Source organism: Kitasatospora sp. NPDC034035 (genome assembly GCF_055575755.1).
Map to the genome: position 1 here is coordinate 98779 of NZ_JBVISA010000025.1, position 20992 is coordinate 119770.

The following is a 20992-nucleotide window of genomic DNA, read 5'->3' on the forward strand; positions in this document are numbered from 1 at the left end:
CATGATGGTCGCACGCCCGGCGCGGGCCGGTCATCCCATTTCCGGTGCGGCGGCGCCGGAAGCGACCGGTCCCGCCCGGTGGCACGGAACGCCTAACCGACCTCCGGGGCGTGCGGGCGGCTGACGTCGTACACCCCGGAGACCCGCAGCATCGCCCGCATCAGCCCGGGCAGCGCGCCCGGCTCGGGCAGTTCGACGGTGTAGGTGTGCCGGACCCGCGACTCCTGGGGCGGCTCGACCTCGGCCGAGACGATGCCGACGCCCGCGGCGGAGATCGCCGCGGTGAGGTCGGCCAGCAGCCGGGGCCGGTTCAGCGCCTCGGCCCGCAGGGTGGCCCGGTGACCGGCCGCCGGGGCGCCCTGCGGCTGCCAGTGGACCTCCAGCGGGGCCCGCCCGTCCGCCCGCATCCGCTCTCCCGCCGGGCAGCCGGTGCGGTGGACGGCCACGGCGCCGCCGCGGATCGGGTAGCCGGCCACCTCGTCCGGCGGGACGGGCGTGCAGCAGCGCGCCAGCCGTACGGCCGCCCCGGGCCGGCCGGTCACCGCGACCGGGGCGGCCCGTTTCTCGGCGGTGCGTCGGCCGGGCGGGGCGGGCTGGGCTCCGGCCGGGCCGGTACGGACCGCCGGCAGCCGGGCGGGCGGGTCGGCCAGCCAGCGCTCGATGGCCAGCCGGGCGGCGGGGGTGTGGGCGTGCGCCAGCCATTCCGGGGAGGGGCCGGAGGGCTGCCCGCCGCCGGCCGGGAGGGTCTCGGTGAGCACCGCGATCAGGTCGCCGTCCTCGAGCACGGTGGAGAGCGCGCTGAGCCGCCCGTTGACCCGGACGCCGATACATCGGTGGCCGGTGTCCTCGCCGAGCAGGTAGGCCGCGTCCACACAGGTGGCTCCGGCCCTCAGCTGAAGCGTTTCGCCGCTCTCCGTCACGACGGTGATCTCGCGGTCGCCGGCCAGGTCGGCGGTGAGCGCGGACCAGAAGGCGTCCGGGTCGGGCGTGTCCTGCTGCCACTCCAGCAGTCGGCTGAGCCAGCCCGGCCGGGCCGGGTCGGTGCGGTCCAGCTCGTCGGTGTCCTGGGCGGCGGCGGCCGGGGACGGGTCGCCGAGCGCGACCACCCCGGTCTCGGCGACCTCGTGCATCCGGCGGGTGCGGACCAGCACCTCGACCACCGCGCCGCCGCTCAGTGCCACGGCGGTGTGCAGCGACTGGTAGAGGTTGAACTTGGGCGCGGCGACGAAGTCCTTGAACTCCCCGGGCAGTGGCGTCCAGCAGGTGTGCAGTTCGCCGAGCACGGCGTAGCAGTCCGCGTTCTCCTCGACGACCACCAGCAGTCGCCCGAAGTCGGCCGGCCGCGGCGCCTGCGGCAGGCCGTCCGGCCCGGGCGCGCCGGACCGCTTGAGCAGCACCCGGTGCAGCGAGACGCAGTGCCGGGGCCGCACGGTCACCTCGGCGGCCACCCCGGCCTCGGCCAGGTGCCGGGCCAGCTGCCGGGCGAAGGGTTCCAGCACGGTGTCCGGCTCGGCCTCGTGGTCGGCCGTCAGGGCGCGGGTGCGGGCGTGCTCCTCGGGGTGCAGGGTGGCGAAGACGATGTCCTCGAGCTCCGCCTTGAGCACCTGGATGCCGAGCCGCTCGGCCAGCGGGATCAGCACGTCCCGGGTGACCTTGGCGATCCGCACCTGACTGGCCGGCTTCATGTGCCGGATGGTGCGCATGTTGTGCAGCCGGTCGGCCAGCTTGATCACCATCACCCGGACGTCGTCCCCGGTGGCGACCAGCATCTTGCGGAAGGTCTCGGCCTCGGCGGCGGCGCCGAAGTCGACCTTCTCCAGTTTCGTCACCCCGTCGACCAGGTAGGCGACTTCGGGTCCGAATCCGGCACCCACCTGGTCCAGCGTCAACTCGGTGTCCTCGACCGTGTCGTGGAGCAGCGAGGCGACCAAGGTGGTCGTCCCGGCGCCGAGTTGGGCCAGGATCATGGTGACGGCCAGCGGGTGGGTGATGTACGGCTCACCGCTCTTGCGCTTCTGGCCGCGATGGCTGGCCTCGGCGAGCCGGTACGCCCGGGCGAGCAGGCCGAGGTCGGCCTGCGGGTGGTGCTGCCGGTGGACCCGGACGAGCGGTTCCAGGGCGTCCGGCACGGGCGGCCGGCCGGTGGCCAGTAACGCGGCCCGGCCGGCTCGGCCGAGGGCGGCCCGGCCGAGCTCTCCGAGGGGCCTCCTGGCCCCGGCCTGCCGTACGGTCGTCGGCTGCCCCGTCAGGGACTGCCCGGCTTCGATGGTCATCGGCACCTCCGGCAACGTCGCCGGGCGCGGCCCCGCTGGGGACGGTGATCTTGCTGCCCCTCCCAGGGGTGATCGACCCGGTGGTCCATGCTACCGAGCAGAGCACGTTCCGCGACGCCGTGATTCCCGTCCGCGACCGGTATCACCCGATCGGGGGGATTCGTCACCGCACGAATTGGGCAAACCGGGCCGTCAGCTCCGGCGGGCGGACTCCCACCAGCGCGCGTCCAGCCGCCCCTCGGCCACGATCACCGCCGGCCCGGTCATCTCCACCCGGCCGTCCGGGTGCTCGGTGATGACCAGCCGGCCGCCCAGCACGTCCACGGTGTACGCGACGGCCTCGCCGGTGACCGCCGGGTCGGCGCCGTCCCGGCGGATGGCGGCCACCGCGACGGCGCAGGCGCCGGTGCCGCAGGAGCGGGTCTCGCCCGAGCCGCGCTCGTGCACCCGCATCGCGACGTGCCGCGGCCCGCGGTCCACCACGAACTCGACGTTGACGCCCTCGGGGTAGGCACCCTCGGGGCTGGTGAGCGGCGCGGCGAACAGCTCGCCGGCATGGTCCAGGCTCTCCACGAAGGCCACCGCGTGCGGGTTGCCCATGTTGACGTTCAGCGCCGGCCAGCGCCGCTCGCCGACCGTGACCTCGATGCCGTCCGGCCCGGGCAGCCGGGCGCGGCCCATGTCGATGGTGACGTCGCCGGGCGTGCCGTCCTCGGCGTCCTCGGCGACCGTCGCGGTGAGCACCCCGGAGCGGGTGGCGACGGCCAGCTCGCCGGGCTTGGCCAGACCCGCCTCGACCAGGAAGCGGGCGAAGACCCGCAGGCCGTTGCCGCACATCTCGGCGATGCTGCCGTCGGAGTTGCGGTAGTCCATGAACCACTCGGCCCGGTCGGCCATCCCCGCCGATGCCGGGTCGGCGGCCGAGCGCACCACGCGCAGCAGCCCGTCCCCGCCGATGCCGGCCCGCCGGTCGCACAGCGCGGCGACGGCCTCGGGGCCGATCTCCAGCGCGCCGTCCGGGTCCGGGACGATGACGAAGTCGTTCTGGGTGCCGTGCCCCTTGAAGAAGGGGATGCCGCCCTGCTGAGGAGAGGATGCGCTCACCCCTCCGATGGTACTGATACTCGCCGGCTCGCCTCCGGGGCGGGGAGAGCGGGGGGCGGAGGCCGTGAGCCCGGCCTCAGCGCAGGTAGGCGACCCGCCAGACCGCGAGCGCGCAGGCGGCCAGCGCGATCACGGTGTACAGCACGATCGCCTTCCAGCCGGCCCGCTGCCCGGAGCCCCGGCGCGGCAGTCCCGGCCACTTGTAGCCCGCGTGCCGGGCGGCCATCGCGCCCCAGCCGACCGAGGCGGCGGTGAGCAGCAGCCCGAGCATCCCGACCATGGTGGCGCGCGCCCCGGCCGAGCCGAAGGCGAGCGGGAAGGCGAACATCAGCGAGCCGAGGGTGCCCAGCAGGGCGATCGGCAGCGTCTGCCACCAGCGCAGCCGGCGCCGCGGGCGGATCTCCCGCTCGTGCACCGCACCGCCGGGCGGGGTACGGGTGTCCAGGGCGGGCAGCGCGACCGCGTACGAGGTGGGCGTCTCCAGTCCGGTCAGCACGGGGAGGTCACCCATCGTCGACTCGTCGAACTCCTCGGCCGGCGCGGTGACGCTTCCGCTCTGGCCGGGTTCGGGGCCGGTACCCGTCGACACGCGGCCTCCCCTGACAGTTCGACACGAGCGGACTCGCGGTCGGGCACGGTCGGCCCGTTCGGCCGACTCCTATGGCTTCGATGATGGCATGTCCAGGGAGGCGTTCCGGGGCCTGACCGGGGTCGACGGGTGATCCGTGGCCATCACGTGATCGGGCCGTGACCGCCGGTTCGTCCTGCACGGTCGCCTGCGCGCGCAGGTGCACCGCCGAATTGGCCGGAACCCGTCCTACGCGGCCGGAACCCCCTGACGGTCGATCAGTTCGAGGGAGTGTTCCAGCAGCTCGACGGGGTCGGTGCCGGCCGGTCGGGAGAGCCAGTTGATCCGGTCGTCCCGGCGGAACCAGGACTCCTGGCGGCGGGCGAATCGTTTGGTCGCCCGGACGGTCTCGGCCCGCGCCTCGTCCTCGGTGCACTCGCCGGCGAAGTGGTCGAGCACCTGCTGGTAGCCGAGCGCCCGGGAGGCGGTCTTCCCCTCCCGCAGCCCGACCTTCTCCAGCGCCCGCACCTCGTCCGGCAGTCCGGCCGCCCACATCCGGTCGACCCGCAGCGCGATCCGTTCGTCCAGCTCGGGGCGCGGCACGGCGACGCCGATCTGCACCGCCTCGTACACGGCGGTGTTGCTCGGCAGGTTGGCGGTGAACGGCTGCCCGGTGATCTCGATGACCTCCAGCGCCCGGACGATCCGCCGCCCGTTGCCGGTGAGGATCGCCTCGGCGGCGGCCGGGTCCAGCTCGGCCAGCCGGCGGTGCAGCGCGTCCGGGCCGGCCGCCTCCAGCTCGGCCTCCAGCCGGGCCCGGACCGCCGGGTCGGTGCCGGGGAACTCCATCTCGTCGATCGCGGCCCGGACGTACAGCCCGGAGCCGCCGACCAGGACGGGGGTGCGCCCGGCGGCGAGCAGCCGGTCGATCTCGGCGCGGGCCAGCCGCTGGTACTCGGCCACGCTGGCGGCCTCGGTGACGTCCCAGACGTCCATCAGGTGGTGCGGTACTCCCCCGCGCTCGGCCATGGTGAGCTTGGCGGTGCCGATGTCCATGCCCCGGTACAGCTGCATCGAGTCGGTGTTGATCACCTCGCCGTCGAGGCTGCGGGCGATGGCGACGGCCAGATCGGACTTGCCGGCGGCGGTCGCGCCGACGATCGAGATGACGCGCGGGGTACGGAGGCTGCTCACCGTTCCAGTTTCGCACTGCTCCGTTTTCGCGAGACCGCCTCACCCGCGCACCGGGCTGCCGCTCGCCCGCCGCTGCGCGACGATATGACTGTCCCCGAGTCCGTTTCCGACCGTTTCCCCAGTTGGCGCCCGGTTTGCGAACGCTTCCCCGGGTACGGACGTTGTGCAGGGGACGGGGATGGACGGACGACAGGGAAGGGTGAGACCGCCATGGGTCTGATGGACAACCTCAAGGGCAAGGCCGAGGAGCTCAAGGAGAAGGCCAGCGAACTGGCCGGCAAGCACAGCGACCAGATCGATCACATCGTGGACAAGGCCGGCGGCGCGATCGACAAGGCGACCAAGGGCAAGTACAGCGACAAGATCGAGCACGGCGCCGACAAGGCCAAGGACGCGGTCGGCGACTTCGCCCACAAGCCGAAGCCGGGCGACGAGGGCCGGCCCCCGCCGTCGCCGCAGTCCCCGCAGTCCCCGCCGTCGCCGCCGTCGCCGCAGCCCCCGCAGTCCCCGCCGTCGCCGCCGTCGCCGCAGCCCCCGCAGTCCTGACCCGCCGGGTCCTGTCCTAGGACCAGGACGCCACGAAGTACCCGACCCCGTACGGCGCGTCCTGGTAGTCCAGTCGCCCGGTGAGGCCGGCGCCCTCAGCGGCGCCGGCCAGCACCTGCCAGGGCGCCCGGCCCTCGGCCTTGAGTTCCGCGGCCACGCCGGTGTCCAGCGCGGCCAGGGCCGGCAGGTCGGCCGAGCCCAGGGCGGCGGCCAGCGCCGCGTCGAAGCCCTCGGCCCGCTCGTCCAGGTAGCCGGGCGCCTTCACCGACCGGCAGGCGCTGCCGTCGCCGAGCACCAGCAGGGCGACCCGGTCGGCGAGCCCGGCCAGGCCCTGGCCGAGGCCGAGCATCCGGTCGGCCGGGGCGTCGGCGGGCACCGCGCACGCGTGCGTGGGCAGGGTCACCCCGGCGCGCTCCAGTAGCCAGGCGCCGACGGTCAGCGAGGGCGCCAGCTCCGGCCCCTCGACCCGGTCGCCGGGCAGCTTGGCGATCAGCGGCACCCCGTAGCGGTGGAAGGAGCCGGCCCCGCCCTCGGTCCACACCTCGGCCTTCGGCCCGGTGCCGACCACCACGACCAGCTGCGGACCGGCCGCGACCAGCGCCGCCAGCGCCTCGTCGCAGGCGACGCGCAGCGCGTCCAGCTCGGCGGCCGCCCCGGCGGCGACCTCCGGGACGAGCAGCGGCGGACAGGGGCACACGGCGGCGGCAACCAGCATGTGGATCACTTTAGAGCCTGTCGCCCGGAAGCCGGACGGCCCGGCGGGAGCCGAAGCTCCCACCGGGCCGTCCGGAATGCGCGCGGGTCAGTCGCCGCAGCAGGCCCCGCCCGCCGGCGCGGCCAGGGGCAGCGCGGCCGGGGCGCCGATGGACGGCAGGCCGAGCATCACGCCGGCCGGCGCGGCGGGCTTGGCCTGGCGCTTCTCCCAGGCGTCGCCGGCCCGGGTGCGGCGCACCGCGAGCGCCGGGCCCTCGGCGAGCAGGTGGTGCGGGGCGGCGTAGGTGATCTCGACGGTCACCATGTCACCCGGGCGCACCGGCTCCTCGGGCTTGGAGAAGTGCACGAGCCGGTTGTCGGGGGCGCGGCCGGAGAGCCGCCGGGTCCGGTCGTCCTTCTTGCCCTCGCCCTCGGCGACCAGGATCTCCAGGACACGGCCGACCTGCTTCTTGTTCTCCTCCCAGGAGATCTCCTCCTGGAGGGCGATCAGCCGGTCGTAGCGGGCCTGCACGACCTCCTTCGGCACCTGGTCCGCCATCTCGGCGGCCGGGGTCCCGGGGCGCTTGGAGTACTGGAAGGTGAAGGCGTTGGTGAAGCGGGCCTCGCGGACGGTGTGCATCGTCTCCTCGAAGTCCTCCTCGGTCTCGCCGGGGAAGCCCACGATGATGTCGGTGGAGATCGCCGCGTCGGGCATCGCCGCGCGGACCTTCTCGATGATCCCGAGGAAGCGCTCCTGCCGGTAGGAGCGGCGCATCGCCTTGAGCACGCGGTCCGAGCCGGACTGCAGCGGCATGTGCAGCTGGTGCATCACGGTCGGGGTCTCGGCCATCGCGGCGATCACGTCGTCGGTGAAGTCGCGCGGGTGCGGCGAGGTGAAGCGGATCCGCTCCAGGCCCTCGATCTGGCCGGCGGCGCGCAGCAGCTTGGAGAAGGCCTCGCGGTCGCCCAGGTCGGAGCCGTAGGCGTTGACGTTCTGGCCGAGCAGGGTCACCTCGATGACGCCCTCGTCCACCAGCGCCTCGATCTCGGCGAGGACGTCGCCGGGGCGGCGGTCCTCCTCCTTGCCGCGCAGCGCGGGGACGATGCAGAAGGTGCAGGTGTTGTTGCAGCCGACCGAGATCGAGACCCAGGCGGCGTACGCGGAGTCGCGGCGGGTCGGCAGGGTGGAGGGGAAGGTCTCCAGCGACTCCAGGATCTCGACCTGGGCCTTCCGCTCGATCGCGGCCCGCTCCAGGAGCGCCGGGAGGTGCCCGATGTTGTGGGTGCCGAACACCACGTCGACCCAGGGGGCGCGCTGGACGATGGTGTCGCGGTCCTTCTGGGCCAGGCAGCCGCCGACGGCGATCTGCATGCCCTTGTGGCGGCTCTTGACCGGCGCCAGCTGGCCGAGGTTGCCGTACAGCTTGTTGTCGGCGTTCTCGCGCACCGCGCAGGTGTTGAACACCACCAGGTCCGGGTCGCCCTCGGCCCCGGCCTTGACGTAGCCCGCCTCCTCCAGCAGCCCGGACAGCCGCTCGGAGTCGTGGACGTTCATCTGACAGCCGTGCGTGACGACCTTGTAGCTCTTCAATCCGCTCTCACCGCTCACCAGACCAGGGTACGGGCAGCCGCGAAGCGCTTTTCCCGACGCTTCCCCGTTCCGTTCCACTCCCGTTCCGCCGGAGCGCCTGGCAGTATCCCTGCATGACCCCCACCACCCCGTCCCGTCTCGGCGCCGCCGTCCGCACCGCGGCCCGCAGCCCACTGTGGCGGACGGTGCTGGTGCTGGTGCTGCTCGTCGCCGGCTTCGGCGGCTGGTGGCTGTCGGCGGGCCGCTCGCCCGGGTACCCGCGCGGGGAGGTCCGCTTCGCCACTGGCGTGCAGCGCGGCGTCTACGACCGGTACGGGCAGCTGCTGCAGGAGCACGTCTCCCGGACGATGCCGGGGGTGCGGCTGGCCCTGGACAACACCGAGGGCTCGATAGACAACCTCACCCGGGTGATCACCGGCCGGGACACCTTCGCGATCGCCACCGCCGACGCGGTCGCCGACTACCAGGGCCCCGGCAAGGACCGGCTGCGGGCGATCGCCCGGCTCTACGACGACTACCTGCAGCTGATCGTCCCGGCCTCCTCCCCGGTGCGCCGCACCGCCGACCTCAAGGGCCTGCGGGTCGGCGTCGGCCTGCCGCAGTCCGGGGTGAACCTGGTGACCAAGCGGCTGCTGGCCGCGGCCGGGCTGGACCCGGAGCGCGACATCGTGCCGGTGCCGGCCGGGGTCGGCGAGGCCGCCGACGACCTGCGCGCGGGCCGGTTGGATGCCTTCTTCTGGTCCGGCGGCCTGCCCACCAGCGCGCTCACCGACCTTTCCGACCACGTCCCGATCCGGGTCGTGCCGCTGGGCGACCTGTCCGAGGCCCTGCACAAGGCCGAGGGCGGCGGCACCGACGCCTACCGGGCGGCCACCATGCCCAAGAACACCTACCCGAACGCCGAGCCCAAGGACGCGGTCGCCACGGTGGCCGTGCCCAACCTGCTGATCACCCGGGACGACGTGGACGCGGACCTGGTCGAGGGCATGACCCGCGCGGTGATCGACAGCCGCGACCGGATCGGCGCCCAGGTGCACGCCGCCCAACTGGTCGACCTGCGCACCGCCGTCTACACCGACCCGCTCCCGCTGCACACGGGCGCGGCGCGCTACTACCGCTCCGTGAAGCCCTGACCCACCGCTCGGTGAAGCCCTGAGCCATCGCTCCGTGAAACCCTGCGCCCCAGCCCGGACAGCACCGGGCCGCCGTCGGGGCCCGGCTACTTCTTCTCCGGATTCTCCGGCCGCGGCACCGCCAGCGTCACCGCGAGCCCGGTCGGCTTGACCGGTGCGAAGCCCAGCGAGCCGCCGCCGGCCGCCAGCAGGGTGCGGGCGATGGACAGGCCCAGCCCGGAGCCGTCCACGTTCTGGTGCCGCGGGCTGCGCCAGAACCGGTCCCCGGCCCGGGACAGCTCGTCCGCGGCGAGGCCGGGCCCGGCATCGGTGACGGTGACCGCGACCTCGTCCCGGCGGACCGCGACCCGCAGCCGCACCTCGCTGCCGGCCGGGCCGAACTTCAGCGCGTTGTCCACCACGGCGTCCAGGGCCGAACCGAAGCCGATCGGGTCCGCCATGCCGACCGCCAGCGCCGGGCCGTCCCAGCGCAGCCCGATCCCGCGCTGCTCGGCGACCGGCCGCCAGGCGTCCACCCGGGCCAGGGTGAGCTGGGCGAGGTCGGTGCGCTCCGGCTCCGGGCGGGCGTGCTCGGCGGTGGCCAGCCCCAGCAGGTCGTCCAGCACCCGGGCCAGCCGGGTGCCCTCCTCCCGTACGCCGCTGAGCTCCTCCTCGTGGCCCTCGGGCAGTTCCAGGCCGAGCACCTCGACCCGCAGGAGCAGTGCCGAGAGCGGGTTGCGCAGCTGGTGCGAGGCGTCCGCGACGAAGGCCTTCTGCTGGTCCATCGCGAGCACCACGTGGTCGGCCATCTCGTTGAACGAGCGCGCCAGCCGCTGCAGTTCGGGCGGTCCGCCGCCGGGGGCGACCCGGGCGGCCATCCGGCCGGTGGCGATGTCGTGGGTGGCCCGGTCCAGGGTGCGCACCGGGCGCAGCACCCACTCGGTGAGCCGGACGGCCAGCAGCACGGCGACGATCATCGCGGCGGCCTCGCCCGCGACCAGCACCAGCCACTTGTGCAGCACCCGGGTGCGCAGCCCCCCGGTGGGGGACTCGCTCAGCACCACCGCGACCACGTCGCCGTCGCGCACCACCGGGGCGGCCACGGTGATCGTCCGGTCCGGCGTCCACGGCCAGACCTGCGGTGGGTTGTGGCTGCGCCGCCCGTCCAGCGCCTCCTGGAAGGCCTGGGCGCCCCAGCCGGCCGAGGGCACCCGCCAGGTCTCGGGGGCGGCGGCGATCGGCAGGCCGTCGCGCTGGAAGATGCCCAGGCGCACGCCGTACAGGTCGTAGTAGCGGCGGACCTCGGCGTCGATCGAGTGCTGCCGGCTGAGGTCCCCGGGGGCGGGTTCCGGGTCGCCCTTGCGCGCGGAGTCGGCGGCGCCGGAGGTGGGCAGGTCCTGGGCGAAGCGGGCGGCGTCGTCGAGCCGGTCGACGACGACCGTGGTCTGCTCGGCCGCCGCGACCGCCGCCGCGAGCGGCAGCCCCAGGGCGGCCAGGACGCAGAGCATGAGGGCGATCAGGATGCCGAGCAGGCGGGTGCGCACGTGCGGTCAGTGCTCCGCGGGGGTGTTCGGGGCCGGGTCCGCCGCGGCGGGCGCCGGGGACTCGGGGATCAGGCGGTAGCCGACGCCGCGGACGGCCTCGACCAGCCCGGGCAGTGCGAGCTTGTTGCGCAGCGAGCCGATGTGCACCTCCAGGGTGCGCCCGTTGCCCTCCCAGCCGCTGCGCCAGACCTCGCTGAATATCTGCTCGCGCCGGTAGACCACGCCCGGGCTCTGCGCGAGCAGGGCGAGCAGGTCGAACTCCTTGCGGGTGAGCGGCACGTCGCGGCCGTCCACGCTGACCCGGCGGCGTTCCCGGTCGATCAGGATGCCGCGGGACTCCAGCGGGCCGCGCTGCTGCGGCACGGTGTCGGGCGCGGGCACCGACACCGAGGAGGGGGCTGCGCCGCGGCGGGCCACCGCGTGGATGCGGGCGAGCAGCTCGCCCATGTCGTACGGCTTGGTGACGTAGTCGTCGGCGCCGAGGTTGAGGCCGTGGATCCGGGAGCGGACGTCGGCGCGGGCGGTGACCATGATCACCGGCACGCCGCTGCCGGCCCTGATCCGGCTGCACACCTCGAAGCCGTCGCGGTCGGGCAGCCCGAGGTCGAGCAGCACCACCCGGTACGGCTCGTTGCCGTCCGGCACCAGGGCGTCCAGCGCCTCGTGCCCGCTGCGGGCGTGCCGGACCTGGAAGCCGTGCCGGCCCAGCACCGCGACCAGCGCGGCGGCCACGCGTTCGTCGTCCTCGACGAGCAGCAGTCGCATCCTGTTTCTCCTCCTTCCCCCACGTGATCACCGGTGATCGCCGGACCGATCGGTCAGGTCCCGGTCCTGCGCAGTATGGGCCAGCGGGCGGCCCGGCGCCAGGTTCGACCGCACACCGGGCTCGTGGGGGACGGGCAGCGCCGGTGCGGATTCCCGCTGTGACATGCCCCGTCGGCGCCCTCGCGAACAGCTCGTACCCACCGTGTGTCCTTTTCGTGATCCTCAAGTTCCGCTCAGATCGGCTGACGGCGCGTGGTCACGCCTCCTATGGTCGGCCCACCGGGGGCTGCGGCTCCGCCGGTCGCGGCTCCCGGATTTGCACCACCATTGCCCCCCAAGGGAGTTGAGACTTCTCGGGTTGGCACTATTCGATACAGAGGGAGCAGGCGCGATGACCGAGAGCCCGGTCCAGGACTCCACCCCCGCAGCCGCCCCGCTGGTCGCGCTGAGCGGCGTCAACAAGCACTACGGCGCGCTGCACGTCCTGCAGGACATCGACCTCACGATCGCCCAGGGCGAGGTGGTCGTGCTGATCGGCCCGTCCGGTTCGGGCAAGTCCACGCTCTGCCGGACGATCAACCGGCTGGAGGCCATCGACTCCGGCACGATCACCATCGACGGCCGGCCGCTGCCCGCCGAGGGCAAGGAGCTGGCCCGGCTGCGCGCCGAGGTCGGCATGGTGTTCCAGAGCTTCAACCTGTTCGCGCACAAGACCGTGCTGGAGAACGTGGTCATCGGCCAGGTCAAGGTGCGCAAGGTGCCCCGCCCGGAGGCCGAGAAGACCGCCCGGGAGCTGCTGGAGCGCGTCGGCGTCGGCGCGCAGGCCGACAAGTTCCCGGCCCAGCTCTCCGGCGGCCAGCAGCAGCGCGTGGCGATCGCCCGGGCGCTGGCCATGAAGCCCAAGGTGATGCTCTTCGACGAGCCCACGTCGGCGCTCGACCCGGAGATGGTCAACGAGGTGCTGGAGGTCATGCGCCAGCTGGCCGCGGACGGCATGACGATGGTCGTGGTCACCCACGAGATGGGCTTCGCCCGCTCCGCCGCCAACCGCGTGCTGTTCATGGCCGACGGCAAGATCGTCGAGCAGAACACCCCGGACGCCTTCTTCACCGCCCCGCGCTCCGACCGCGCCAAGGACTTCCTCTCGAAGATCCTGCACCACTGACGCTTCACCGACGCTTCGAGCCCACGCGGGGCAGCCTCCGGCAACGGAGCCGATCGGCCCTGCCCGTGCACGACTTCCAGACGCCAGAGCCCGGTTGACACCGCGGCCCAGCCCCAGGAGACCAACCCTCATGAGGACTTCCCGCACCCTCGCCGTCGCGCTCGTTGCCGTCGCGCTCACCGCCACCGCCGCCTGCGGCAAGGACGGCACCCCCGGCGCCGCCGCCACCGCGAGCGACGCCCCGAAGCTGCCGACCTACACGGTCAAGACCGACGCCAAGATCGACTCCCCGATCATCGCCGAGGCCAAGAAGCGCGGCCAGCTGATCATCGGCGCCAAGGCCGACCAGCCGAACCTCGGCTGGGAGGACGTCTCCAGCGGCGACCGCAGCGGCTTCGACATCGAGGTCGCCAAGATGATCGCCGCCGACCTCGGCTTCACCCCGCAGCAGATCAAGTGGCAGACCCTGGTCTCCTCGCAGCGCGAGCCGGCCATCGCCAAGGGCCAGATCGACTTCTACGTCGGCACGTACAGCATCAACGACGAGCGCAAGAAGACCGTCTCCTTCGCCGGCCCGTACTACATCGCCGGCCAGGACCTGCTGGTGAAGCAGGACAACACCTCGATCACCGGTCCGGAGAGCGTGGGCGGCAAGAACGTCTGCACCGCCACCGGCTCGACCTCGATCAAGAACATCCAGCAGTACAACCCGAAGATCACCCAGTTCGACACCTACTCGGCCTGCGTCGAGAAGCTCCTCTCCGGCGAGGTCGACGCCGTCACCACCGACGACGCCATCCTCAAGGGCTACGCCTCCAAGTACACCGGCAAGCTCAAGGTCGTCGGCAAGCCCTTCACCAAGGAGAACTACGGCGTCGGCCTCAACAAGGACGACAAGACGCTGCGGGACGCGATCAGCGACGCCCTGAAGGCCCACGAGGACAACGGCGACTGGAAGAAGGCCTACGACGCGACCCTGGGCGCCTCCGGCTCCCCGGCGCCCGACGTCCCGGCCCTCGAGCGCTACTGACCCGCCCACCGCACATCCCTGACCGTTATTGAGAGGAGGGCCGCCGGATGGGGTTCCTGTTCGACGACGACAACTTCGCGTTGTTCCGCGACGGCTTCCTGCAGACGATCGAGCTGAGCGCCCTCAGCGCCCTGCTCGCCCTGCTGCTGGGCACCCTGCTGGCGGCCTTCCGGGTCTCCCCGGTGCCGGTCCTGCGCGCCTTCGGCACCACCTGGGTGACGCTCTTCCGCAACACCCCGCTGACCCTGCTGTTCTTCGCCGTCACCTTCGGCCTGCCGCCGCTCGGCGTGCACTTCAGCCACCTGGCGTTCGCGGTGCTGGCGCTCGGCGGGTACACCGCCTCGTTCGTCTGCGAGGTGATCCGCTCCGGCATCAACACCGTGCCGCTCGGCCAGGCGGAGGCCGCCCGCAGCCTCGGCATGACCTTCGGCCAGACCCTCACCCTGGTCATCCTGCCGCAGGCCGCCCGCACCGTCCTGGGCCCGATGAGCAGCGTGTTCATCGCGCTGCCGAGGAACTCGGCGATCGCCGGCGCGTTCAGCGTCAGCGAGCTGTACAGCGTCCAGCAGACCTTCTCCGAGCGCGGCTACTCGATCTTCTCGATCTTCTTCTGGGTGGCCTGCGCCTACCTGCTGATCAGCGCGACGATCGCCACGCTCTTCCGCTTCCTGGAAACCCGACTGGCGGTGGCCCGATGAGCATCTTCCAGCGCCCGGTGACGGCGAGCGTCCTCTACGACACCCCCGGGCCCAAGGCCCGCGCCCGCTACCGGCTGTTCGGCGTCCTCTCCCTGATCGGCGTCGCCGCCCTCCTCTGGTACGTCGTCACCACGCTCGCCGACAACGGCCAGTTCGACGCGGACCTGTGGGACGCGTTCCAGTACAACACCGTCCAGCAGCGCATCCTGGACGGCCTGCTCTCCACCCTGAAGGCCTTCGGCCTGGCGGCGGCGTTCTCGCTCATCCTCGGTGCCCTGCTGGCGGCCGGTCAGCTCTCCGACCGCAAGCCGGTCCGCTGGCTCTGTGCCGGCATCGTCCAGTTCTTCCGGGCGATGCCGCTGCTGATCCTGATCGTCGCGCTCTACTACGCCTTCTTCGCCCAGCAGCCGATGTGGGCCCTGGTGCTCGGTCTCACCCTCTACAACGGGGCGGTCCAGGCCGAGATCATCCGCAGTGGCGTCAACGCCGTCCCGCGCGGCCAGGCCGAGGCGGCGTACGGGCTCGGCATGCGCAAGACCCAGGTGATGATGTCCATCCTGGTGCCGCAGGCCGTCCGCTCGATGCTGCCCTCGATGATCGGCCAGCTGGTCGTCACCCTCAAGGACACCTCGCTCGGCTTCATCATCACCTACAACGAGCTGCTGTTCGTCGGTAAGGCGATCGCCAGCCAGCCGCTGAACGCCGCCGGGTTCCCCTACATCCCCGTGGTGCTCGTGATCGGCCCGATCTACATCGCCCTGTGCCTGCTGCTGACCGCGCTCGCGCGCTGGATCGAAGCACGCGGCCGTCGCGGCGCGAACCGGCGCACTTCAGCTGCTGCTTGACGGACACGCAGGTGAACTGTTGCATTGCTCTTCGTGACACCTCCCGGGAGCATCCACGCGGCATATGCGGCAGCGGTAACTGACGCCGGCCGATCGGCCGGTTCGTGCCCGGAGGTCCGCTCATGGACCCGGTGATCGTGGTCGGGGCCGGACCGGTCGGTCTGGCCCTGGCCCTCGCCCTGGCCCGGCACGAGGTGCCGACCATCGTCCTGGACGAGGGTTCCGGGCTCTGCCCCGAAGGCCCGCGCAGCCTCGTCATCGGCGCCGACACCGCCGCCTTCCTGACCCGGATCGGCTACCCGCGGGCGGTCTCCGACTCCGCCCTGTGGGACTCCTTCGGCATCTGGCGGCGCCGCCAGGAGGTGCTGCGGATCGACCTCACCGACTCGCCCACCTTCCACCTCCCCCAGCACCGCCTCCAGCGCGGCCTGCGCGACGCCCTGACCGGCACCCCGCTGATCAAGCTGGTCCCGCTCCACCGGGTCGTCGAACTCGAACAGGACCGGGACGGCGTCAGCATCCGCACCGTGGGCACCCAGAGCGGTGCCACCACCTGGTGGCGCGGCAGCCACCTGGTCGGCTGCGACGGCGCGAGATCCGCCGTCCGCAGGTTCCTGAAGATCCGCTTCCCCGGCCGCCCGGCAGTCGACCGCAACGCCATCGCCACCGTCCGGGTCGACCTGCCCTTCGACGGCGCCCGGCTGCACCGCGAGCCCCCGTGGCGCGGCGACCGCGAGGCCTCCGCCCGTCCACTGCCGGACGGCGTCTGGCGGCTCGACTGGCGGCTGCCCCCCGGCCGCCCCGCCCCCACCGAGACGGTCGACCCGCACGCCACCTGGCCGGGCATCGTCACCGGCGACACCCTGCTCACCCGGGTCACCGCCACCCTCACCGGCTGGTGCGGCGAACTGCCCCGCTTCGAGCTGCTCGCCGCCGCCGACCACACCGCCCAGCAGCGCCTCGCCGCCCGGTTCCGGGTCGGCCGCTGCTTCCTCGCCGGCGACGCCGCCCACCTGCACGGCGCGCTCGGCATGCAGAACCTCGCGGACGGGCTGCGCGACGCCGACAACCTCGCCTGGCGGCTCGCCCTCGCCTGGCACCTCCACTCCGGCGGCCCGCAGCCCGGCGGCTCCCTGCTGGACGGCTACGAGGCCGAACGGCGCGGCGCGGTCGGCGCCCGGCTGCGCGCGGTCGACCAGTCCATGCCGCTGCTGCGCCCGCTGCGCGGCTGGCAGCAGACCCGGCGCTCGCTGCTGGTCGGCGGTTTCCGCAAGCACGCCCCGCTGCTCGCCGACGGCCAGCTCGGCACCGGCCGCTTCGGCGGCGCGCCCGCCTACCCGGCGGCGCCCTCCGGCGTCCCCGCCCGGGTCCCGGTGCAGCGCGGCTCGCGCGGCTCCACCTCGCTCAGCGAACTGCTGCCCGCCACCGCCCCGGGCGTGCTCGTCCCGGACCTGCCGGTGCTCACCGCCGACGGCACCCCCGACCACCTGCACGCCCGCCTCGGCGCCACCTTCCTGCTGCTGCTGGTCGCGCCCGGCACCGCGGTCTGGTCGTCCCAGCACTGGCTCGGCGCCGGGCTGATGCCCCGGCTCGCCGAGGTCGCCGCCGCCCTGCCGGTCCCCGCCGAGGTCCTGGTCGCCGAGGACTACCCGGGCGCCGGCCCGCACACCGTCCTGCTGATCCGCCCCGACGGCCACCTGGTCGGCGTCACCCAGGGCGCCGTCGCCGAGGACCTCCTCGCCCTCGCCGACCACGCCCGCGGCGGCCCGGACGCGCTCACCTCGGCCCCGGATCCCGCGCCGGAACCCGAGCACGAGCCCGAGCCCGAGCCCGCCGGACGGCACGCACCGCACCAGGTCGACTCCCCGAGCTAGAGCGCCTCCGACTCGGCCCCGCGGGCGGGGACGGCCCGTCCGGGCTAGCTCGCCACCGCCGTCGCGCGGCTCTCGCGGACCACGGTCACCCGGATCTGCCCCGGGTAGGTCAGCTCGGCCGAGACCTGCCGGGCGACCTCGCGGGCGAGCTGCTCCGCGCCGAGGTCGTCCACGGCGTCCGGGCGGACCATCACCCGCACCTCGCGGCCGGCCTGCATCGCGTAGACCTCGGCGACCCCCGCGTGCGAGCGCGCGATCTCCTCCAGCCGCGCCAGCCGGCGGACGTACAGCTCCAGCGACTCCTTGCGCGCCCCGGGCCGGCCGCCCGAGCAGGCATCCGCGGCCTGGGTCAGCACGGCCGTCACGGTGTCGGGCTCCACCTCGTTGTGATGGGCGGCGATCGCGTGCACCACCTCCGGCGACTCGCCGTACCGCCGGGCGAGTTCGGCGCCGACCGCCGCGTGGCTGCCCTCGGCCTCGTGCGTGAGCGCCTTGCCGATGTCGTGCAGCAGCGCGGCGCGCCGCACCGGCTCCGGGTCGACGCCGAGTTCGACGGCCATCATCCCGGCCAGGTGCGCGGACTCCAGCAGGTGCCCGAGCACGTTCTGCCCGTACGAGGCCCGGTAGCGCAACGAGCCCAGGGTACGGACGAGTTCGGGGTGCATCACGCCGACCCGGGCGTCCAGCAGAGCGTCCTCGCCGGCCCGGACGCAGCACTGCTCGACCTCCGCGCGGCTGCGCTCGTGGAGCTGCTCGATCCGGGCCGGGTGGATCCGGCCGTCCTCGACCAGCTGCTCCAGGGTGAGCCGGGCGGTCTCCCGGCGGACCGGGTCGAAGCAGGACAGCTGCACCGACTCCGGGGTGTCGTCAACGATCAGGTTCACCCCGGTGACCGCCTCGAAGGCGCGGATGTTGCGGCCCTCACGGCCGATGATCCGGCCCTTCATGTCCTCGTTCGGCAGCCGGAAGACGGTGACGGCGGTTTCCGCGGTCTGCTCCGTCGCCAGCCGCTGGATGGCCCCGGCGAGGATGGACCGGGCCCGGCGCTCGCCCTCCTCCTTGGCCTCGCGTTCGATCTCCCGGACGGTGACCGCGGCCTCCAGCCGGGCCGAGGCCTCGGCCTCGCGCAGGAGTTCGGCGCGGGCCTGTCCGGCGGAGAGCCCGGCGGCCCGTTCCAGGGCTGCCGCCCGGCGGGTCACCAGCGCCTCGGCCTCGCCCAGGGATCGCTCCAACTCGGCCGAGCGCTCGGCCAGTTCGTCCTCCCGTCGGCGGAGTCTACGCAGCTCCTCGGTCAGCTGCTCCTCGCGGCGGGTGAGTTCGGCCCGCTGCCGGGCGGTCTGCTCCTCGGCCGACCGCCGGGCCCGCTCGACCTCGGCCGACGCGCTGCGCCGGGCCGTCCGGAGCCGTCCGATGACCAGCCCGGCGAGCACCGCGAGCACCAGCAGGAGGGCGGCGGCCGAACCGGCGATCAGCAGGAGCGAGCCGCTCGGTCCGGCGCCCGCCGAGATCGTCATGCCGCCCACTCCCCGTCCCCTGCGCGGGCCGCCGTCCGCAGGCGCCCCGGGCACTGAAGGCGAGGCTAGGCGCGGGTCACGAAACGGTCAAGACTTGACCTGGTCCGCACCAAGAAGCCTACGAAACTGCCACTACTCCCACGCGGTTTCCGACAGTTCACTCGGCTCCTCGTCCAGCGCGGCACGCACCACCCGGAACGCCAGCCCCTCGGAGTAGCCGCGCCGGGCCAGCATCCCGACCAGCCGCCGGGTGCGGACCTGTCGGTCCAGCCCCCGGGTGGACCGCAGCTTGCGCTCGACCAGCGCCCGGGCCGCCTCCGCCTCGTCGTCGTGGTCGAGCTGGGCGACGGCCTGCTCGACCAGGTCGGCGGCCACCCCCTTGGTGCGCAGCTCCTGGGCCAGCGCCCGCCGGGACAGGCCGCGGACGGCGTGCCGGGACTCCACCCAGGCCGCGGCGAAGGCCGCGTCGTCGATCAGCCCGACCTCCTCGAGCCGGGTGAGCACCTCGTCGGCGACCTCGTCCGGGATCTCCCGCTTGCGCAGGGCGTCGGCGAGCTGTTTGCGGGTCTTGGCGGCACCGGTCAGCAGCCGCAGGCAGATGTCCCGGGCGCGGCTCTCCGGATCGGCCGACTCCTCGGCCTGCTTCTTCCGGGAGGTGCGGCCGGCGCCCTCGTCCTCGCCTGGCAGCCCCTCGCCGGACTGCTCCTCGAGGAACTGCTCCTCGCCGGAACGCCCGCGCCGGGCCCGGCCCCGACGGGCGACGGAACGGGAGGTCGAGGCGGCCACACCCCCGTGACCGGCCGCCTCGGCCTCGCCCCGACCGTGCTCCACGGCCGCCGGTGCGGAGGCGGGCAGGCCCGCTCCCGGCTCCTCGGCCGCCAGGGCCGAGCGCCGGCGACGGCGGCCGGTGGGCAGCTCGGAGGCGGAGACCAGCCCCAGCGCCTCGACCGGGCCCTCCGCCGGACCCGGGCCGGGCGCCGCGCCGCGCACCGCCCGGACCGGGGCCCGGTCGAACTCCGGCTCCCGGCCGGATGTCCACTGCCCGGTGGACGGACGCTCCCGCCGCCGGCTGGAACGCGACGGCGCGGGCGCCGACTCCTCCGCGACCGCGGCGAACCAGTCCGGCGGCCCGTAGTCGTCGTCCTCCTGGTCCGCCGGGCCGCCGCCCACCGTGTCGTACTGCGTCAACGGCTCAGGCCTTGGCCGCCGCGGTCTTCTTCGCCGCGGCCGTCTTGGCGACGGTCGCGGTGATCGGCTTCGCCGCGCCGTCGGCGGCGGTGACGGCAGCAGCAGCGTCCGCCTCGCCCTCGGCCGGCTCCTCGCTCTTCGGGCCGATGCCGAGCTTGCCCTTGATCTTCCGCTCGATCTCGTCCGCGAGCTGCGGGTTGTCCCGCAGGAAGTTGCGGGCGTTCTCCTTGCCCTGGCCGAGCTGGTCGCCCTCGTAGGTGTACCAGGCGCCCGACTTGCGGATGAAGCCGTGCTCGACGCCCATGTCGATCAGGCCGCCCTCGCGGCTGATGCCGACGCCGTAGAGGATGTCGAACTCGGCCTGCTTGAACGGCGCGGCGACCTTGTTCTTGACCACCTTGACGCGGGTGCGGTTGCCGACCGCCTCGGTGCCGTCCTTCAGGGTCTCGATCCGGCGGATGTCCAGACGGACCGAGGCGTAGAACTTCAGCGCCCGGCCACCGGTCGTGGTCTCCGGCGAGCCGAACATCACACCGATCTTCTCGCGCAGCTGGTTGATGAAGACCGCGGTGGTGTTCGACTGGTTCAGCGCACCGGCGATCTTGCGCAGCGCCTGGCTCATCAGCCGGGCCTGCAGACCGACGTGCGAGTCACCCATCTCACCCTCGATCTCGGCGCGCGGGACGAGCGCCGCGACCGAGTCGATGATCACCAGGTCGATCGCGCCGGAGCGGATCAGCATGTCGGTGATCTCCAGGGCCTGCTCACCGGTGTCCGGCTGGCTGACCAGCAGGGCGTCGGTGTCCACGCCGAGCTTCTTGGCGTACTCCGGGTCGAGCGCGTGCTCCGCGTCGACGAAGGCGACCGTGCCGCCGGCCTTCTGGGCGTTGGCCGCCAGGTGCAGCGTCAGGGTGGTCTTGCCGGAGGACTCGGGGCCGTAGATCTCGACCACCCGGCCGCGCGGGATGCCGCCGACCCCGAGGGCGACGTCCAGGGCGGTGGACCCGGTGGAGATCACCTCGATGGGCTCGTTGGCCTTCTCACCGAGACGCATCACCGAGCCCTTGCCGAACTGCCGCTCGATCTGGGCGAGCGCGGTCTCAAGGGCCTTCTCGCGGTCCGTACCTGCCATGGCTTTTTCCCTCGGGTTCTGTGCTGTGCGCTTCATCGTCATCGACGCTAGCGCGTCCCACTGACAAACGAGACCGACCCGGCTCGCCCTGTGGAAAACTCTTCGCCGGAGAGTACAAAGAACATCTGTTCGATTCAAGCTTCGCACGTCCGCGCC

The 20992-nt window shown here is 73.4% G+C and carries 18 protein-coding genes; 7 read left to right on the forward strand and 11 right to left on the reverse strand.

Going from position 1 to position 20992, the window contains the following annotated elements; genetic code table 11:
• Window positions 1–92: 92 nt before the first annotated feature.
• The 4 genes from ACZ52J_RS30030 to miaA all read right to left on the reverse strand — a co-directional run bounded on the left by ACZ52J_RS30030 (window position 93) and on the right by miaA (window position 5139).
• A complete protein-coding gene (locus ACZ52J_RS30030; protein WP_465623201.1) occupies window positions 93–2273 on the reverse strand; it encodes a RelA/SpoT family protein in 2181 nt (726 codons plus the stop codon).
• 192 nt (window positions 2274–2465) lie between these two features.
• A complete protein-coding gene (gene dapF / locus ACZ52J_RS30035; RefSeq protein WP_465623202.1) occupies window positions 2466–3377 on the reverse strand; it encodes a diaminopimelate epimerase in 912 nt (303 codons plus the stop codon).
• A gap of 76 nt (window positions 3378–3453) precedes the next feature.
• A complete protein-coding gene (locus tag ACZ52J_RS30040) occupies window positions 3454–3966 on the reverse strand; it encodes a hypothetical protein (protein WP_360505194.1) in 513 nt (170 codons plus the stop codon).
• Window positions 3967–4194: 228 nt separating this feature from the next.
• Complete coding sequence (gene miaA / locus ACZ52J_RS30045; protein WP_465623204.1) at window positions 4195–5139, reverse strand: tRNA (adenosine(37)-N6)-dimethylallyltransferase MiaA; 945 nt, start codon at window positions 5137–5139, stop codon at window positions 4195–4197.
• 210 nt (window positions 5140–5349) lie between these two features.
• Between miaA and ACZ52J_RS30050 the strand changes: the two genes are divergently transcribed.
• Window positions 5350–5685, forward strand: a complete 336-nt coding sequence (locus ACZ52J_RS30050) for an antitoxin (RefSeq protein ID WP_465623206.1) — start codon at window positions 5350–5352, stop codon at window positions 5683–5685.
• Window positions 5686–5701: 16 nt separating this feature from the next.
• On the opposite strand, the gene ACZ52J_RS30055 is transcribed toward ACZ52J_RS30050, so the two are convergent.
• Both ACZ52J_RS30055 and miaB read right to left on the reverse strand, forming a co-directional pair.
• The gene (locus ACZ52J_RS30055; RefSeq protein WP_465623207.1) at window positions 5702–6400 is read right to left on the reverse strand and encodes a class III extradiol dioxygenase subunit B-like domain-containing protein; all 699 of its coding nucleotides are present in this window, start codon (window positions 6398–6400) and stop codon (window positions 5702–5704) included.
• Between the two features lie 87 nt (window positions 6401–6487).
• On the reverse strand, window positions 6488–7987 hold the full coding sequence (gene miaB, locus ACZ52J_RS30060) for a tRNA (N6-isopentenyl adenosine(37)-C2)-methylthiotransferase MiaB (RefSeq protein ID WP_465623209.1): 1500 nt from the start codon (window positions 7985–7987) through the stop codon (window positions 6488–6490).
• A gap of 95 nt (window positions 7988–8082) precedes the next feature.
• On the opposite strand from miaB, the gene ACZ52J_RS30065 reads away from it, so the two are divergent.
• A complete protein-coding gene (locus ACZ52J_RS30065; RefSeq protein WP_465623211.1) occupies window positions 8083–9102 on the forward strand; it encodes a TAXI family TRAP transporter solute-binding subunit in 1020 nt (339 codons plus the stop codon).
• A gap of 86 nt (window positions 9103–9188) precedes the next feature.
• Here the strand turns inward: ACZ52J_RS30065 and ACZ52J_RS30070 are convergent, their stop codons facing one another.
• Both ACZ52J_RS30070 and ACZ52J_RS30075 read right to left on the reverse strand, forming a co-directional pair.
• Window positions 9189–10625: a sensor histidine kinase gene (locus tag ACZ52J_RS30070; protein WP_465623212.1), complete on the reverse strand. Its 1437-nt coding sequence runs from the start codon at window positions 10623–10625 to the stop codon at window positions 9189–9191.
• Window positions 10626–10631: 6 nt separating this feature from the next.
• Window positions 10632–11390, reverse strand: coding sequence for a response regulator transcription factor (locus ACZ52J_RS30075; protein WP_360505180.1), 759 nt, complete (start codon window positions 11388–11390; stop codon window positions 10632–10634).
• Between the two features lie 436 nt (window positions 11391–11826).
• Between ACZ52J_RS30075 and ACZ52J_RS30080 the strand changes: the two genes are divergently transcribed.
• From ACZ52J_RS30080 to ACZ52J_RS30100, 5 genes are all read left to right on the forward strand, one after another.
• Window positions 11827–12555: an amino acid ABC transporter ATP-binding protein gene (locus ACZ52J_RS30080; protein WP_465623252.1), complete on the forward strand. Its 729-nt coding sequence runs from the start codon at window positions 11827–11829 to the stop codon at window positions 12553–12555.
• 130 nt (window positions 12556–12685) lie between these two features.
• Complete coding sequence (locus tag ACZ52J_RS30085; RefSeq protein ID WP_465623215.1) at window positions 12686–13585, forward strand: glutamate ABC transporter substrate-binding protein; 900 nt, start codon at window positions 12686–12688, stop codon at window positions 13583–13585.
• Between the two features lie 47 nt (window positions 13586–13632).
• Entirely contained in the window at window positions 13633–14283 is a 651-nt protein-coding gene (locus tag ACZ52J_RS30090; RefSeq protein ID WP_360505174.1) for an amino acid ABC transporter permease, read from the forward strand.
• On the forward strand, window positions 14280–15128 hold the full coding sequence (locus ACZ52J_RS30095) for an amino acid ABC transporter permease (protein WP_360505172.1): 849 nt from the start codon (window positions 14280–14282) through the stop codon (window positions 15126–15128). The genes ACZ52J_RS30090 and ACZ52J_RS30095 overlap by 4 nt, the downstream gene beginning before the upstream one ends.
• 122 nt (window positions 15129–15250) lie before the next feature.
• Window positions 15251–17002 (forward strand): FAD-dependent monooxygenase, encoded by a 1752-nt coding sequence (locus tag ACZ52J_RS30100; RefSeq protein WP_465623217.1) that lies wholly within the window; start codon window positions 15251–15253, stop codon window positions 17000–17002.
• Between the two features lie 44 nt (window positions 17003–17046).
• On the opposite strand, the gene rny is transcribed toward ACZ52J_RS30100, so the two are convergent.
• From rny to recA, 3 genes are all read right to left on the reverse strand, one after another.
• Window positions 17047–18516: a ribonuclease Y gene (gene rny, locus ACZ52J_RS30105; RefSeq protein WP_465623218.1), complete on the reverse strand. Its 1470-nt coding sequence runs from the start codon at window positions 18514–18516 to the stop codon at window positions 17047–17049.
• Window positions 18517–18648: 132 nt separating this feature from the next.
• A complete protein-coding gene (recX, locus tag ACZ52J_RS30110; protein WP_465623220.1) occupies window positions 18649–19704 on the reverse strand; it encodes a recombination regulator RecX in 1056 nt (351 codons plus the stop codon).
• A 4-nt stretch (window positions 19705–19708) separates the two neighbouring features.
• Window positions 19709–20836, reverse strand: coding sequence for a recombinase RecA (gene recA / locus ACZ52J_RS30115; RefSeq protein ID WP_465623222.1), 1128 nt, complete (start codon window positions 20834–20836; stop codon window positions 19709–19711).
• Window positions 20837–20992 lie beyond the last annotated feature (156 nt).